The organism is Pseudomonas sp. MWU13-2100 (assembly GCF_023242365.1).
Classification (GTDB): Bacteria; Pseudomonadota; Gammaproteobacteria; order Pseudomonadales; family Pseudomonadaceae; genus Aquipseudomonas.
Window position 1 is genome coordinate 1 of sequence record NZ_JALLIX010000041.1, and the last position, 14123, is coordinate 14123.

Here is a 14123-nt window from a genome sequence, read left to right on the forward strand (position 1 = left end):
TTTCGGTCGGGCGCGGAGCATTGTGGGAGTGTCTGGCAGGGCCTCTTCGCGGGCAAGCTCCGCTCCCACAGGGAGTGGCGTGCGGGCCGCAGGCTTTCGGGCGGGCGCGGAGCATTGTGGGAGTGTCTGGCAGGGCCTCTTCGCGGGCAAGCTCCGCTCCCACAGGGAGTGGTGTGCGGGCCGTGGGCTTTCGGGCGGGCGCGGAGCATTGTGGGAGTGTCTGGCAGGGCCTCTTCGCGGGCAAGCTCCGCTCCCACAGGGAGTGGTGTGCGGGCCGTGGGCTTTCGGTCGGGCGCGGAACATTGTGGGAGCGGAGCTTGCCCGCGAAGGCGTCCTGACAGATGCCGCAGGGGCCAGCAGTGCGCCACAAACAGAAACGGCCTCTATCAAGAGGCCGTTTCCGGTGTAGCCAAGACGCTAGTGCAAGGCAGGTGTTACTTGCGGTCTTCCAGCTTGGTAATGTCACGCGACTCGTAGCCGGTGTACAGCTGGCGCGGACGGCCAATCTTGTACGGGCTGGAGAGCATTTCCTTCCAGTGGGAGATCCAGCCCACGGTCCGCGCCAGGGCGAAGATCACGGTGAACATGCTGGTCGGAATGCCGATCGCCTTGAGGATGATCCCCGAGTAGAAGTCGACGTTCGGGTACAGTGAACGCTCGATGAAGTACGGATCGGTCAGGGCGATCTCTTCGAGACGCATGGCCAGTTCCAGCTGCGGATCGTTGTTGATGCCCAGCTCGCGAAGGACTTCATCACAGGTCTGCTTCATCACGGTGGCGCGCGGGTCGCGGTTCTTGTAGACCCGGTGACCGAAGCCCATCAGCTTGAACGGATCGTTCTTGTCCTTGGCCTTGGCGATGAACTTGTCGATGTTCGAAACATCGCCGATTTCATCGAGCATGGTCAGGACCGCTTCGTTCGCGCCGCCGTGGGCAGGGCCCCAGAGCGCGGCGATACCGGCGGCGATACAGGCGAACGGGTTGGCGCCCGAAGAACCCGCAAGGCGCACGGTGGAGGTCGAGGCGTTCTGCTCGTGGTCGGCATGGAGGATGAAGATCCGGTCCATGGCCTTGGCGAGCACCGGGCTGATCGGTTTGATCTCGCACGGGGTGTTGAACATCATATGCAGGAAGTTTTCCGCGTACGACAGGTCGTTGCGCGGGTACATCATGGGTTGGCCCATGGAGTACTTGTACACCATCGCGGCCAGGGTCGGCATCTTGGCGACCAGGCGAATGGCGGAAATCTCGCGGTGCTGGGCGTTATTGATGTCCAGCGAGTCATGGTAGAAAGCCGACAGGGCGCCGACCACGCCGCACATCACGGCCATCGGGTGGGCATCGCGACGGAAACCGTTGAAGAAGGTCTTCAACTGTTCGTGCACCATGGTGTGGTTCTTCACGGTGCTGACGAACTGGGCTTTCTGCTCGACCGTCGGCAGTTCGCCGTTGAGCAGCAGGTAGCAGGTTTCCAGGTAGTCCGATTTCTCGGCGAGTTGCTCGATCGGGTAGCCGCGGTGCAGCAGGATGCCGTTATCGCCATCAATATAGGTGATCTTCGACTCGCAGGAAGCGGTCGACATGAAGCCAGGGTCGAATGTGAACCGGCCCGTGGCCGTCAGGCCCCGCACGTCGATTACATCGGGACCAACGGTGCCGGTTAAAATGGGCAGCTCGACGGGGGCTGCGCCCTCGATGATCAACTGCGCTTTTTTGTCAGCCATGTGGCCTCCTATTTATGCTTGAAATCATCAGACAGGCCCCCCACGCAGGGCCCGCACCACTATAGTGAGATAAATTCGAATGTCAATTTGCCAAAAGTCTTGTCGTAGGCGGCTTTGGGCAGGGCTTTTCCTCGAAATTGACGGCTATTTACGCCTTTTATCCGGCTAGCGCAATGCGCTATTAGGGGTAGTCCTTTGCGTTGTCATTAGTAGCCTAACTGTCTATACTCGGCAGCCGACCGCCAGAGGCTTTTGGGCCTGTTTTACTGGGGGTCGTCACTCCCTGGGTGGTGGGTACCTGACCAGTGCACTTGCCCAACAACTTTGCCCTGATCGTTAGGGCTCATCAGTGAAAAAAAAGCCGTGAAAAGCCAACGACCTGTAAACCTAGACCTAAGGACCATCAAACTCCCAGTCACTGCTTACACGTCCATTCTTCACCGTATTTCCGGTGTCATCCTCTTTGTCAGCCTGGCCATCATGCTTTACGCATTGGACACGTCGCTGAGCTCCGAGGAAGGCTTCGGTCAGGTGAAAGCGTGTCTGACCAGTCCGCTAGCCAAGCTAGTGATTTGGGGCATCCTGTCCGCCTTGCTGTATCACATGGTTGCCGGCGTGCGCCATCTGATCATGGACATGGGCATCGGTGAAACGCTGGAAGGCGGCAAGCTGGGCTCGAAAATCGTCATTGCCATTTCCGTGGTGCTGATCGTTCTGGCAGGAGTCTGGATATGGTAACCAACGTCACAAACCTCTCGCGTTCGGGCCTCTATGACTGGATGGCACAGCGCGTGTCGGCGGTCGTTCTCGCGGCTTATTTCATCTTCCTGATCGGATACGTCATTGCGAACCCGGGCCTGGGCTACGCCCAGTGGCACGGCCTGTTCGCCCACAACGGGATGCGCATCTTCAGTCTGTTGGCCCTGGTGGCCCTGGGCGCTCACGCCTGGGTCGGCATGTGGACCATTGCAACCGACTACCTGACGCAAATGGCGTTGGGCAAGTCCGCGACAGCGGTGCGTTTCCTTTTCCAGGTGGTATGCGGCGTTGCGATGTTCGCGTACTTCGTCTGGGGTGTGCAGATTCTCTGGGGTATCTGATCCATGGCTAACATTCCAACGATTTCTTTCGACGCCATCATCATTGGCGGCGGCGGCGCGGGCATGCGTGCCGCACTGCAACTGGCCCAGGGCGGTCACAAGACGGCCGTGATCACCAAGGTGTTCCCGACCCGTTCGCACACCGTATCCGCCCAGGGTGGCATCACCTGCGCCATCGCTTCGGCCGACCCGAACGATGACTGGCGCTGGCACATGTACGATACCGTCAAGGGTTCCGACTATATCGGTGACCAGGACGCTATCGAATACATGTGTCAGGAAGGCCCGGCTGCTGTTTACGAGCTGGACCACATGGGCATGCCGTTCTCGCGTACCGAGCAGGGTCGTATCTATCAGCGTCCATTCGGCGGTCAGTCGAAGGATTACGGTAAGGGCGGCCAGGCCGCACGTACTTGTGCCGCTTCCGACCGTACCGGTCACGCGTTGCTGCACACCCTTTATCAGGGCAACCTGAAAGCCGGGACCGTGTTTCTGAACGAGTACTACGCGGTCGATCTGGTGAAGAACCAGGACGGCGCGTTCGTCGGTGTGATCGCCATCTGCATCGAAACCGGCGAAACCAGCTACATCCGCGCCAAGGCTACCGTGCTGGCCACCGGCGGTGCCGGTCGTATCTACTCGTCCACCACCAATGCCCTGATCAACACCGGTGACGGCGTCGGCATGGCCCTGCGTGCTGGCGTGCCGGTACAAGACATCGAAATGTGGCAGTTCCACCCGACCGGCATCGCCGGTGCCGGTGTACTGGTCACCGAAGGTTGCCGCGGTGAAGGCGGTTACCTGATCAACAAGCACGGCGAGCGTTTCATGGAGCGTTATGCGCCGAACGCGAAAGACCTGGCCGGTCGCGACGTGGTAGCCCGTTCGATGGTCAAGGAAATCATCGCCGGCAACGGCTGTGGCCCGAATGGCGACCACGTGCTGCTCAAGCTCGATCACCTCGGCGAGGAAGTGCTGCACAGCCGCCTGCCAGGTATCTGCGAACTGTCCAAGACCTTCGCCCACGTCGACCCGGTCGTTGCTCCGGTTCCGGTCGTTCCGACCTGCCACTACATGATGGGCGGCGTTGCCACCAACATCCATGGTCAGGCGATCACCCAGGACGCCAACGGCGCCGACACCATCATTCCGGGCCTGTTCGCGGTCGGTGAAGTGGCGTGCGTATCGGTTCACGGTGCCAACCGCCTGGGCGGCAACTCGCTGCTCGACCTGGTGGTTTTCGGCCGTGCGGCCGGCCTGCACCTGGAAAAAGCCCTGACCGACGGTATCGACTACGACGACGCCACCGACGCCAATATCACGGCGGCACTGGCACGTCTGTCCGCCCTGAACGAGCGTACCGACGGCGAAGACGTGGCAACCCTGCGTCGCGAGCTGCAAAGCTGCATGCAGAACTACTTCGGTGTATTCCGTACCGGCGAATACATGCAGAAGGGTATCGCCCAGTTGGCTGACCTGCGCAAGCGTATTGCCAACGTCAAGATCAACGACAAGTCCCAGGCCTTCAACACCGCGCGTATCGAAGCCCTCGAGCTGCAAAACCTGCTGGAAGTAGCCGAAGCCACGGCGATTGCCGCTGAGCATCGCAAAGAGTCCCGCGGCGCTCACGCCCGTGAAGACTTCGAAGAGCGCGACGACGAAAACTGGCTGTGCCATACCCTGTTCTTCCCGGGTGAGAAGCGTGTGACCAAGCGTGCCGTTAACTTCTCGCCGAAGACCGTTCCGACTTTCGAACCAAAAGTCCGGACTTACTAAAGGGTGATCGATATGTTGCAAGTCGAAGTTTATCGTTACAACCCGGACACCGACTCCGCGCCGAAAACCCAGGTTTTCCAGGTCGACACCGGTGGCAAGGACTTGATGGTGCTGGACGTTCTGGCCCTGATCAAGGAGCAGGACGAAGGTTTCTCCTATCGTCGCTCGTGCCGTGAAGGCGTGTGCGGTTCCGATGGCATGAACATCAACGGCAAGAACGGCCTGGCGTGCATCACGCCACTGTCCGCCGTGGTCAAGGGCAACAAGCTGGTGGTGCGTCCACTGCCTGGTTTGCCGGTGATCCGTGACTTGGTCGTCGATATGAGCATCTTCTACAAGCAATACGAGAAGGTGAAGCCATTCCTGCAGAACGACACGCCGGCTCCGGCCATCGAGCGTCTGCAGACTCCGGAAGAGCGCGAGAAGCTGGACGGTCTGTACGAGTGCATCCTGTGCGCTTGCTGCTCGACTTCCTGCCCGTCCTTCTGGTGGAACCCGGACAAGTTCCTCGGCCCGGCCGCCCTGCTGCAAGCGTACCGCTTCCTGGCAGACAGTCGCGACACCAAGACCAGCGAGCGTCTGGCTTCGCTGGATGACCCGTTCAGCGTATTCCGCTGCCGCGGGATCATGAACTGCGTCAACGTATGTCCGAAAGGCCTGAATCCGACCAAGGCCATCGGTCACATCCGTAACATGCTGCTGCAAAGCGGCGTGTGATTCAGCGGCTGTAACCTGGCTGTTGTAAATCGGTTGTTGTAAAGAGTGGCACCGCTGTAACCGTAGAAAGGCCAGGGCGCGGGCTTCAACCCGCGCCCCGGCTATAACCAGAGCAACGGCTCATAAAGCTGTGGCTCTTATTTTTGAAGAAATGAGACCAGCAGGGGCATCCGGGCTGGTACCCGGACTATCAGCGTGATCCCAAGTGGCTTGTTTTGGTCGCTGCATTCGGACTTTTGCAAGCATGCGTGGTGTTTTCGCCGGTGGTGTCCCCTAACCGAGGGTGACCAAGCATGCAAGAAAGCGTGATGCAGCGCATGTGGAACAGCGGCTATCTTTCAGGTGGTAACGCTGCCTATGTGGAAGAGCTCTACGAGCTCTACCTGCACGACCCTAACGCTGTGCCAGAAGAGTGGCGCACCAAATTTCAGACGTTGCCCGCTGACGGCAACGCTGCCACCGATGTTTCGCACTCGACAATCCGCGACCATTTCGTCTTGCTGGCAAAGAACCAGCGCCGCGCCCAACCGGTTTCCGCCGGCAGCGTGAGCAGTGAGCACGAGAAGAAGCAGGTTGAAGTGCTGCGATTGATCCAGGCCTACAGGATGCGTGGCCACCAAGCAGCCCAGCTCGACCCGCTGGGACTGTGGCAGCGTCCTGCACCCGCAGACCTGTCGATCAATCATTACGGCTTGACCAATGCCGATCTTGATACGACCTTCCGTGCCGGCGACCTGTTCATCGGCAAAGAGGAAGCGAGCCTACGCGAAATTCACGAAGCGTTGCAGCAGACATATTGCCGCACCATCGGCGCTGAATTCACGCATATCGTCGATTCCGAACAACGCCACTGGTTCCAGCAGCGTCTGGAAAGCGTGCGCGGCCGTCCGACCTTCTCCGCGGAAATCAAGAGCCACCTGCTCGAGCGCGTCACCGCCGCCGAAGGCCTGGAAAAGTACCTGGGCACCAAGTACCCGGGCACCAAGCGTTTCGGTCTGGAAGGCGGCGAGAGCCTGATTCCGATGCTCGACGAGCTGATCCAGCGTTCCGGTTCCTATGGCACCAAGGAAATCGTGATCGGCATGGCCCACCGTGGCCGCCTGAACGTACTGGTCAACACCTTCGGCAAGAACCCGCGCGAGCTGTTCGACGAGTTCGAAGGCAAGAAGAAGGTCGAGCTGGGTTCCGGTGACGTGAAATACCACCAGGGCTTCTCGTCCAACGTGATGACCACCGGCGGTGAAGTTCACCTGGCCATGGCGTTCAACCCGTCCCACCTGGAAATCGTTTCCCCGGTGGTCGAAGGTTCGGTTCGCGCCCGTCAGGATCGTCGCAACGATGCGACCGGTGACAAGGTTCTGCCGATCTCCCTCCACGGTGACGCTGCGTTCGCCGGGCAAGGCGTGGTCATGGAAACCTTCCAGATGTCGCAGACCCGCGGTTTCAAGACCGGCGGCACCGTGCACATCGTGATCAACAACCAGGTCGGTTTCACCATCAGCAACCCGCTGGACTCGCGTTCCACCGAGTACGCCACCGACGTTGCGAAGATGATCCAGGCGCCGATCCTCCATGTGAATGGCGATGATCCGGAAGCCGTCCTGTTCGTGACCCAACTGGCCATCGACTACCGCATGCAGTACAAGCGCGACGTGGTGATCGATCTGGTCTGCTACCGTCGTCGTGGTCACAACGAAGCGGATGAGCCTAGCGGCACCCAGCCGTTGATGTATCAGCAGATCACCAAGCAGCGCACCACCCGTGAGCTGTATGCCGAGCGCCTGGTCCAGGCCAAGGTGCTGGACGAAGCGCGTGTCCAGGCGAAGATCGACGAATACCGCAACGCCCTGGACAATGGTTTGCACGTGGTAAAAAGCCTGGTCAAGGAACCGAACAAGGAGTTGTTCGTCGACTGGCGCCCATACCTGGGTCACGCGTGGACTGCACGTCACGACACCCGCTTCGATCTGAAGACCCTGCAGGAACTGTCCGCCAAGCTGCTGGAAATCCCGGAAGGCTTCGTGGTCCAGCGCCAGGTCGCGAAGATCTACGAAGACCGTCAGAAGATGCAAGCCGGCGGCCTGCCGATCAACTGGGGTTACGCCGAAACCATGGCGTACGCAACCCTGGCGTTCGAAGGTCACCCGATCCGCATGACTGGCCAGGACATCGGTCGCGGTACGTTCTCGCACCGTCATGCCGTGTTGCACAACCAGAAAGACGCGGGCACCTACATTCCGCTGCAGCACCTTTACGAAGGTCAGCCACGCTTCGACCTGTACGACTCGTTCCTGTCGGAAGAAGCCGTGCTGGCGTTCGAATACGGTTACTCGACCACCACGCCGGAAGCGCTGGTGATCTGGGAAGCCCAGTTCGGCGACTTCGCCAACGGTGCCCAAGTGGTTGTCGACCAGTTCATCACCAGTGGCGAGCACAAGTGGGGCCGTCTGTGCGGTCTGACCATGCTGTTGCCGCATGGTTATGAAGGTCAGGGGCCGGAGCACTCCTCGGCCCGTCTGGAACGCTACCTGCAGCTGTGCGCCGAGCACAACGTCCAGGTCTGCGTGCCGACCACCCCGGCGCAGATCTACCACCTGCTGCGTCGTCAGGTCATCCGTCCGCTGCGCAAGCCGCTGATCGTGCTGACGCCGAAGTCGCTGTTGCGCCACAAGCTGGCCATCTCCACGCTGGAAGATCTGGCCGAAGGTTCGTTCCAGACCGTTATCCCGGAAATCGACGCCCTGGACCCGAAAAAGGTCGGTCGTCTGATTCTGTGCAGCGGCAAGGTCTACTACGACCTGCTGGAAAAACGTCGTGCCGAAGGCCGTGACGACATCGCCGTCGTGCGTATCGAGCAACTGTATCCGTTCCCGGAAGACGACCTGATCGAAATCCTGGCGCCGTACAAGAACCTCAAGCACATCGTCTGGTGTCAGGAAGAACCGATGAACCAGGGCGCCTGGTACAGCAGCCAGCATCACATGCGTCGCATCGTTGGCGGGCACAACAAGTCGTTGGTACTTGAGTACGCCGGCCGTGACGCCTCTGCTGCACCGGCTTGTGGTTATGCATCGATGCACGCTGAGCAGCAGGAAAAACTGCTGCAAGATGCCTTTACTGTTTAACGCCTTCGCGCACCTGAAACCGAATTTAAGGAACCACAGATAATGGCTATCGAGATCAAAGCCCCCACTTTCCCGGAATCGGTTGCCGATGGCACCGTTGCCACCTGGCACAAGAAACCGGGCGAAGCTGTCAAGCGTGACGACCTGATCGTCGACATCGAAACCGACAAAGTGGTCCTGGAAGTACTGGCTACCGCTGACGGCGTGTTGGGCGCTATCGTCAAGAACGAAGGCGACACCGTTCTGTCCGACGAAGTCCTGGGCTCCATCGTTGAAGGCGGCGCTGCCGCTGCCGCCCCTGCCGCCGCCGCTGCTCCAGCTGCTGCTGCCCAGGCGGCTGCTCCGGCCGCTGCCGGCGAAGACGATCCGGTGGCTGCACCGGCGGCACGCAAGCTGGCTGAAGAAAACGGCATCAATATCGCTTCCGTTGCCGGCACCGGCAAAGGCGGTCGCGTGACCAAGGAAGACGTGGTGGCTGCTGTTGCCGCCAAGAAAGCCGCACCTGCCGCCGCACCGGCCAAGGCTGCTGCTCCAGCTGCCGCCGCCCCCGTGTTCGCTGCCGGCGACCGCGTCGAGAAGCGTGTCCCGATGACCCGCGTTCGCGCCACCGTGGCCAAGCGCCTGGTTGAAGCGCAGTCGAACATGGCGATGCTGACCACGTTCAACGAAGTGAACATGAAGCCGATCATGGACCTGCGTTCGAAGTACAAGGACCTGTTCGAGAAGACCCACAACGGCGTGCGTCTGGGCTTCATGTCGTTCTTCGTGAAAGCGGCCACCGAAGCGCTGAAACGCTTCCCGGCCGTCAACGCTTCCATCGACGGCGGCGACATCGTTTACCACGGCTACTCCGACGTCGGTGTCGCGGTGTCCAGCGATCGTGGCCTGGTGGTCCCGGTCCTGCGCAACGCCGAGCTGATGAGCCTGGCCGAAATCGAGAACGGCATCGCCACCTACGGCAAGAAAGCCCGTGACGGCAAGCTGTCCATCGACGAAATGACCGGTGGTACGTTCACCATCACCAACGGTGGTACATTCGGTTCCCTGCTGTCGACGCCGATCGTCAACCCGCCACAAGCCGCCATCCTGGGCATGCACAACATCAATGAGCGCCCGATGGCGGTCAAGGGTGAAGTGGTGATCCTGCCGATGATGTACCTGGCGCTGTCCTACGATCACCGTCTGATCGACGGCAAGGAAGCGGTGTCTTTCCTGGTGACTATCAAGAACCTGCTGGAAGACCCGGCTCGCCTGCTGCTGGATATCTGATTGCACCCAAGGGGCAGGGCGCTTGTGCCTTGCCCGCTTAAACGATCAGCTTCGTCCCACGACGGTCCCCACGAGGGGCCGTCCGGTTTGATTCGATAAGGAATGACACATGACCCAGAAATTCGACGTGGTAGTGATTGGCGCGGGCCCTGGCGGCTATGTAGCCGCCATCAAGGCAGCGCAACTTGGTCTCAAGACTGCCTGCATCGAGAAGTACCAGGATAAAGAGGGCAAGCTGGCCCTCGGCGGTACTTGCCTGAACGTTGGCTGCATTCCGTCCAAGGCGCTGCTGGACAGCTCCTGGAAGTTCCATGAAGCCACCGAAGGGTTCGCCATCCACGGTATCTCCACCGGCGCGGTGAAAATGGACGTGCCGGCGATGGTGGGTCGCAAGGCCAATATCGTCAAGAACCTGACCAGCGGCGTGGCGACGCTGTTCAAGGCCAATGGCGTGACTTCGATCCAGGGCCACGGCAAGCTGCTGGCTGGCAAGAAAGTTGAAGTAACCAAGCCTGACGGCACGGTTGAAGTGATCGAAGCCGAGAACGTGATCCTGGCTCCAGGCTCGCGTCCGATCGACATTCCACCGGCTCCGGTCGACCAGAACGTCATCGTCGATTCGACCGGCGCCCTGGAGTTCCAGGCCGTACCGAAGCGCCTGGGCGTGATCGGTGCCGGCGTGATCGGCCTGGAACTGGGTTCCGTCTGGTCCCGTCTGGGCGCCAAAGTGACTGTACTGGAAGCGCTGGACACCTTCCTGATGGCTGCCGACACCGCCATCTCCAAGGAAGCGCTGAAAACCCTGACCAAACAAGGTCTGGACATCAAGCTGGGCGCTCGCGTGACCGGTTCCAAGGTCAACAAGGGCAAGGAAGTGGTGGTGACCTACACCGACTCCGCCGGCGAACAGACCATCACCTTCGACAAACTGATCGTGGCCGTCGGTCGTCGCCCAGTGACCACCGACCTGCTGTCGGCTGATTGCGGCGTGACCCTCGACGAGCGCGGTTTCGTCCACGTTGACGATCATTGCGCCACCACCGTGCCGGGCGTCTACGCCATCGGTGACGTGGTTCGTGGCATGATGCTGGCACACAAGGCCTCGGAAGAGGGCATCATGGTTGTAGAACGCATCAAGGGCCACAAAGCCCAGATGAACTACGACCTGATCCCGTCGGTTATCTACACCCACCCGGAAATTGCATGGGTCGGTAAAACCGAACAGGCTTTGAAAGCCGAAGGCGTTGAAGTTAACATCGGCACCTTCCCGTTCGCCGCCAGTGGCCGTGCCATGGCAGCCAACGATACCGGCGGTTTCGTCAAGGTCATCGCCGATGCCAAGACCGACCGTGTCCTGGGCGTCCATGTGATTGGCCCAAGCGCTGCCGAGCTGGTACAGCAAGGCGCGATCGGTATGGAATTCGGCACCAGTGCCGAGGACATCGGCATGATGGTTTTCTCCCATCCGACCCTGTCCGAAGCATTGCACGAAGCGGCACTGGCAGTGAATGGCGGCGCCATCCACATTGCCAACAAGAAAAAACGCTAAAGGACTGCGTGAAAACGTAGCGAGCGAAAAAAAGACAAGGCGAAAACAGCTGAGGAAGCACAGTTGACTTTAGTCAATGAGCATTCCGAACCTGTTTTTAACGCAGTATTTTTGAGCGCAGTAGTTTTCACGCTGTCCGTTGGATAATAAGAAACCACGGCGGTTTGCCCGTCGTGAGCCTTGCGCGCAAGACTCACCGCGGAACGTCCGCCGGACGCAGTCTTGCGTCGTCGGGCCGGGCAACCGGAAGACGGCGCGAGCAGCAGTCACAGGTGGTGCGGCACTGCAATCAGTGCAGCACCGAATGCGCAGTACCTAACGAAGACGGTAAAAAGCATGAATCTTCACGAGTATCAGGGTAAGCAGCTGTTCGCTGAGTACGGCCTGCCAGTATCCCAGGGTTTTGCGGTAGATACCCCGGAAGCAGCAGCAGAAGCTTGCGACAAGATCGGTGGTACCGAATGGGTTGTCAAAGCCCAGGTCCACGCTGGTGGTCGCGGTAAAGCGGGCGGCGTTAAGCTGGTTCGCAGCAAAGAAGACGCAAAAGCCTTCGCACAGCAGTGGCTGGGCAAGCGTCTGGTGACCTATCAGACTGATGCCAATGGCCAGCCTGTCACCAAGATCCTGGTTGAGTCGTGCACTGATATCGCTAAAGAGCTGTACCTGGGCGCTGTCGTTGACCGTTCGAGCCGTCGCATCGTGTTCATGGCTTCCACCGAAGGTGGCGTGGACATCGAGAAAATCGCGCACGACACCCCTGAGAAAATCCTCAAGGCCACCATCGATCCACTGGTTGGCGCTCAGCCATTCCAGGGTCGCGAGTTGGCCTTCCAGCTGGGTCTGGAAGGCAAGCAAGTGACTCAGTTCGCCAAGATCTTCGTCGGTCTGGCCAAGCTGTTCAAGGATCACGACCTGGCCCTGCTGGAAGTGAACCCGCTGGTGATCAAGGCCGACGGCGATCTGCATTGCCTCGATGCCAAGATCAACATCGACGCCAACGCCATGTACCGTCAGCCTAAGCTGAAAACCTTCCACGATCCGTCCCAGGACGATCCGCGCGAAGCGCATGCTGCCAAGTTCGAACTGAACTACGTGGCCCTGGAAGGCAACATCGGTTGCATGGTCAACGGTGCCGGCCTGGCCATGGGTACCATGGACATCGTCAACCTGCATGGCGGCAAACCAGCCAACTTCCTCGACGTGGGCGGTGGTGCAACCAAGGAACGCGTAACTGAAGCGTTCAAGATCATCCTGTCCGACACCAACGTCGCGGCCGTACTGGTCAACATCTTCGGCGGCATCGTTCGCTGCGACATGATTGCCGAAGGCATCATCGGCGCGGTGAAAGAAGTCGGCGTGAAAATCCCGGTTGTTGTTCGCCTTGAAGGCAACAACGCTGAACTGGGCGCTAAAGTACTGGCAGAAAGCGGCTTGAACATCATCGCTGCTACCAGCCTGACCGACGCTGCTCAACAAGTTGTCAAAGCTGCGGAGGGCAAATAATGAGCGTCCTGATCAATAAAGACACCAAGGTTATCTGCCAGGGCATCACCGGTTCGCAGGGTAGCTTCCACACCCAGCAAGCGATCGAATACGGCACCAAGATGGTCGGTGGCGTAACTCCGGGCAAAGGCGGCACCGAGCACCTGGGCCTGCCCGTGTTCAACACCGTGAAAGATGCTGTAGCCGCGACTGGCGCCACCGCCAGCGTGATCTACGTTCCAGCTCCTTTCTGCAAGGACTCGATCCTGGAAGCGGCATTCGGCGGCATCAAGCTGATCGTCTGCATCACCGAAGGCATTCCTACCCTGGACATGCTGGACGCCAAGGTCAAGTGCGACGAACTGGGCGTGATCCTGATCGGCCCTAACTGCCCAGGCGTGATCACTCCAGGCGAATGCAAGATCGGCATCATGCCAGGTCACATTCACTTGCCAGGCAAGGTCGGTATCGTTTCCCGTTCCGGCACCCTGACCTACGAAGCTGTGAAGCAGACCACTGACGCCGGTTTCGGTCAGTCGACTTGCGTCGGCATCGGCGGTGACCCGATCCCGGGCTCGAACTTCATCGACATCCTGAAGCTGTTCCAGGAAGACCCGAAGACCGAAGCGATCGTGATGATCGGCGAGATCGGCGGTTCGGCTGAAGAAGAAGCTGCGGCCTACATCAAGGCACACGTGACCAAGCCGGTTGTTTCCTACATCGCTGGTGTGACTGCCCCTGCGGGCAAGCGCATGGGCCATGCGGGCGCAATCATCTCCGGCGGCAAAGGCACTGCGGACGAGAAGTTCGCGGCCCTGCAAGACGCCGGTGTGAAAACCGTGCGTTCGCTGGCAGACATCGGCAAGGCCCTGGCCGAGCTGACCGGTTGGGCTGTCAAGTAAGCCTCGCGCTTAGCTGACGCTTCACCAGCAAAGGCCACCTTCGGGTGGCCTTTGTGCTTTCTGGGTGTCAGAGAGGTCTGTGGGGTCAGTGCCGACGCCTTCGCGGGCAAGCTCCGCTCCCACAGGATCTGTGTCCGACCGAGAATATGCGGTATGACTCGATCTTAATGTGAGAGTCGGCCCCAAGTTCTGTGTACGACACAAAACCTGTGGGAGCGGAGCTTGCCCGCGAAGAGGCCCGCACAGACAACAACGATTTCATATGAAAACGCGACCCGAAAATGTCGCTCACAGGACATGATTGCCCTCAAATAGTGCGCCTGGCACCTGAGTTTGCTAGGATGGCCGCCTCTTTGCGTCCGCTGCCCACAAGGCCGCCGCGCGCTAAACGGGTCAACCCCATACGGGTCGATAGCATTTCCCTCACCCCACGGGAAATCCCTCTCTAAATTCCGATTCAGCAGTGTGGTATTTCCTGA

The 14123-nt window shown here is 59.8% G+C and carries 10 protein-coding genes; 9 read left to right on the plus strand and 1 reads right to left on the minus strand.

The window, feature by feature from the left end:
• Nucleotides 1-434: 434 nt before the first annotated feature.
• A complete protein-coding gene (gene gltA, locus M5B99_RS23395; protein ID WP_191485189.1) occupies nucleotides 435-1724 on the minus strand; it encodes a citrate synthase in 1290 nt (429 codons plus the stop codon).
• A gap of 363 nt (nucleotides 1725-2087) precedes the next feature.
• Here gltA and sdhC point away from each other — a divergent pair, with 363 nt between their 5' ends.
• The 9 genes from sdhC to sucD all read left to right on the plus strand — a co-directional run bounded on the left by sdhC (nucleotide 2088) and on the right by sucD (nucleotide 13644).
• Complete coding sequence (gene sdhC, locus M5B99_RS23400; protein WP_248806289.1) at nucleotides 2088-2462, plus strand: succinate dehydrogenase, cytochrome b556 subunit; 375 nt, start codon at nucleotides 2088-2090, stop codon at nucleotides 2460-2462.
• On the plus strand, nucleotides 2456-2824 hold the full coding sequence (gene sdhD, locus M5B99_RS23405) for a succinate dehydrogenase, hydrophobic membrane anchor protein (RefSeq protein ID WP_248796889.1): 369 nt from the start codon (nucleotides 2456-2458) through the stop codon (nucleotides 2822-2824). The genes sdhC and sdhD overlap by 7 nt, the downstream gene beginning before the upstream one ends.
• 3 nt (nucleotides 2825-2827) lie before the next feature.
• On the plus strand, nucleotides 2828-4600 hold the full coding sequence (gene sdhA, locus M5B99_RS23410; RefSeq protein ID WP_248806290.1) for a succinate dehydrogenase flavoprotein subunit: 1773 nt from the start codon (nucleotides 2828-2830) through the stop codon (nucleotides 4598-4600).
• A gap of 12 nt (nucleotides 4601-4612) precedes the next feature.
• Nucleotides 4613-5317: a succinate dehydrogenase iron-sulfur subunit gene (locus tag M5B99_RS23415; RefSeq protein WP_248806291.1), complete on the plus strand. Its 705-nt coding sequence runs from the start codon at nucleotides 4613-4615 to the stop codon at nucleotides 5315-5317.
• A gap of 293 nt (nucleotides 5318-5610) precedes the next feature.
• Nucleotides 5611-8442 (plus strand): 2-oxoglutarate dehydrogenase E1 component, encoded by a 2832-nt coding sequence (locus M5B99_RS23420; protein ID WP_248806292.1) that lies wholly within the window; start codon nucleotides 5611-5613, stop codon nucleotides 8440-8442.
• Between the two features lie 42 nt (nucleotides 8443-8484).
• Nucleotides 8485-9711, plus strand: coding sequence for a 2-oxoglutarate dehydrogenase complex dihydrolipoyllysine-residue succinyltransferase (odhB, locus tag M5B99_RS23425; RefSeq protein WP_248806293.1), 1227 nt, complete (start codon nucleotides 8485-8487; stop codon nucleotides 9709-9711).
• A 109-nt stretch (nucleotides 9712-9820) separates the two neighbouring features.
• Nucleotides 9821-11260, plus strand: coding sequence for a dihydrolipoyl dehydrogenase (gene lpdA, locus M5B99_RS23430; RefSeq protein ID WP_248806294.1), 1440 nt, complete (start codon nucleotides 9821-9823; stop codon nucleotides 11258-11260).
• A 336-nt stretch (nucleotides 11261-11596) separates the two neighbouring features.
• Nucleotides 11597-12763, plus strand: coding sequence for an ADP-forming succinate--CoA ligase subunit beta (sucC, locus tag M5B99_RS23435; RefSeq protein ID WP_103498765.1), 1167 nt, complete (start codon nucleotides 11597-11599; stop codon nucleotides 12761-12763).
• Complete coding sequence (gene sucD, locus M5B99_RS23440) at nucleotides 12763-13644, plus strand: succinate--CoA ligase subunit alpha (RefSeq protein ID WP_019692317.1); 882 nt, start codon at nucleotides 12763-12765, stop codon at nucleotides 13642-13644. Before sucC ends, sucD begins: the two co-directional genes overlap by 1 nt.
• Nucleotides 13645-14123 lie beyond the last annotated feature (479 nt).

Excerpts from the sequence above, each read along its gene's own strand:
- M5B99_RS23415 (WP_248806291.1), top strand. The coding sequence starts at position 4,613 with ATGTTGCAAGTCGAAGTTTATCGTTACAACCCGGACACCGACTCCGCG.
- sucD (WP_019692317.1), top strand. The coding sequence starts at position 12,763 with ATGAGCGTCCTGATCAATAAAGACACCAAGGTTATCTGCCAGGGCATC.
- gltA (WP_191485189.1), bottom strand. The coding sequence starts at position 1,724 with ATGGCTGACAAAAAAGCGCAGTTGATCATCGAGGGCGCAGCCCCCGTC.
- lpdA (WP_248806294.1), top strand. The coding sequence starts at position 9,821 with ATGACCCAGAAATTCGACGTGGTAGTGATTGGCGCGGGCCCTGGCGGC.
- sucC (WP_103498765.1), top strand. The coding sequence starts at position 11,597 with ATGAATCTTCACGAGTATCAGGGTAAGCAGCTGTTCGCTGAGTACGGC.
- M5B99_RS23420 (WP_248806292.1), top strand. The coding sequence starts at position 5,611 with ATGCAAGAAAGCGTGATGCAGCGCATGTGGAACAGCGGCTATCTTTCA.
- sdhD (WP_248796889.1), top strand. The coding sequence starts at position 2,456 with ATGGTAACCAACGTCACAAACCTCTCGCGTTCGGGCCTCTATGACTGG.
- odhB (WP_248806293.1), top strand. The coding sequence starts at position 8,485 with ATGGCTATCGAGATCAAAGCCCCCACTTTCCCGGAATCGGTTGCCGAT.
- sdhA (WP_248806290.1), top strand. The coding sequence starts at position 2,828 with ATGGCTAACATTCCAACGATTTCTTTCGACGCCATCATCATTGGCGGC.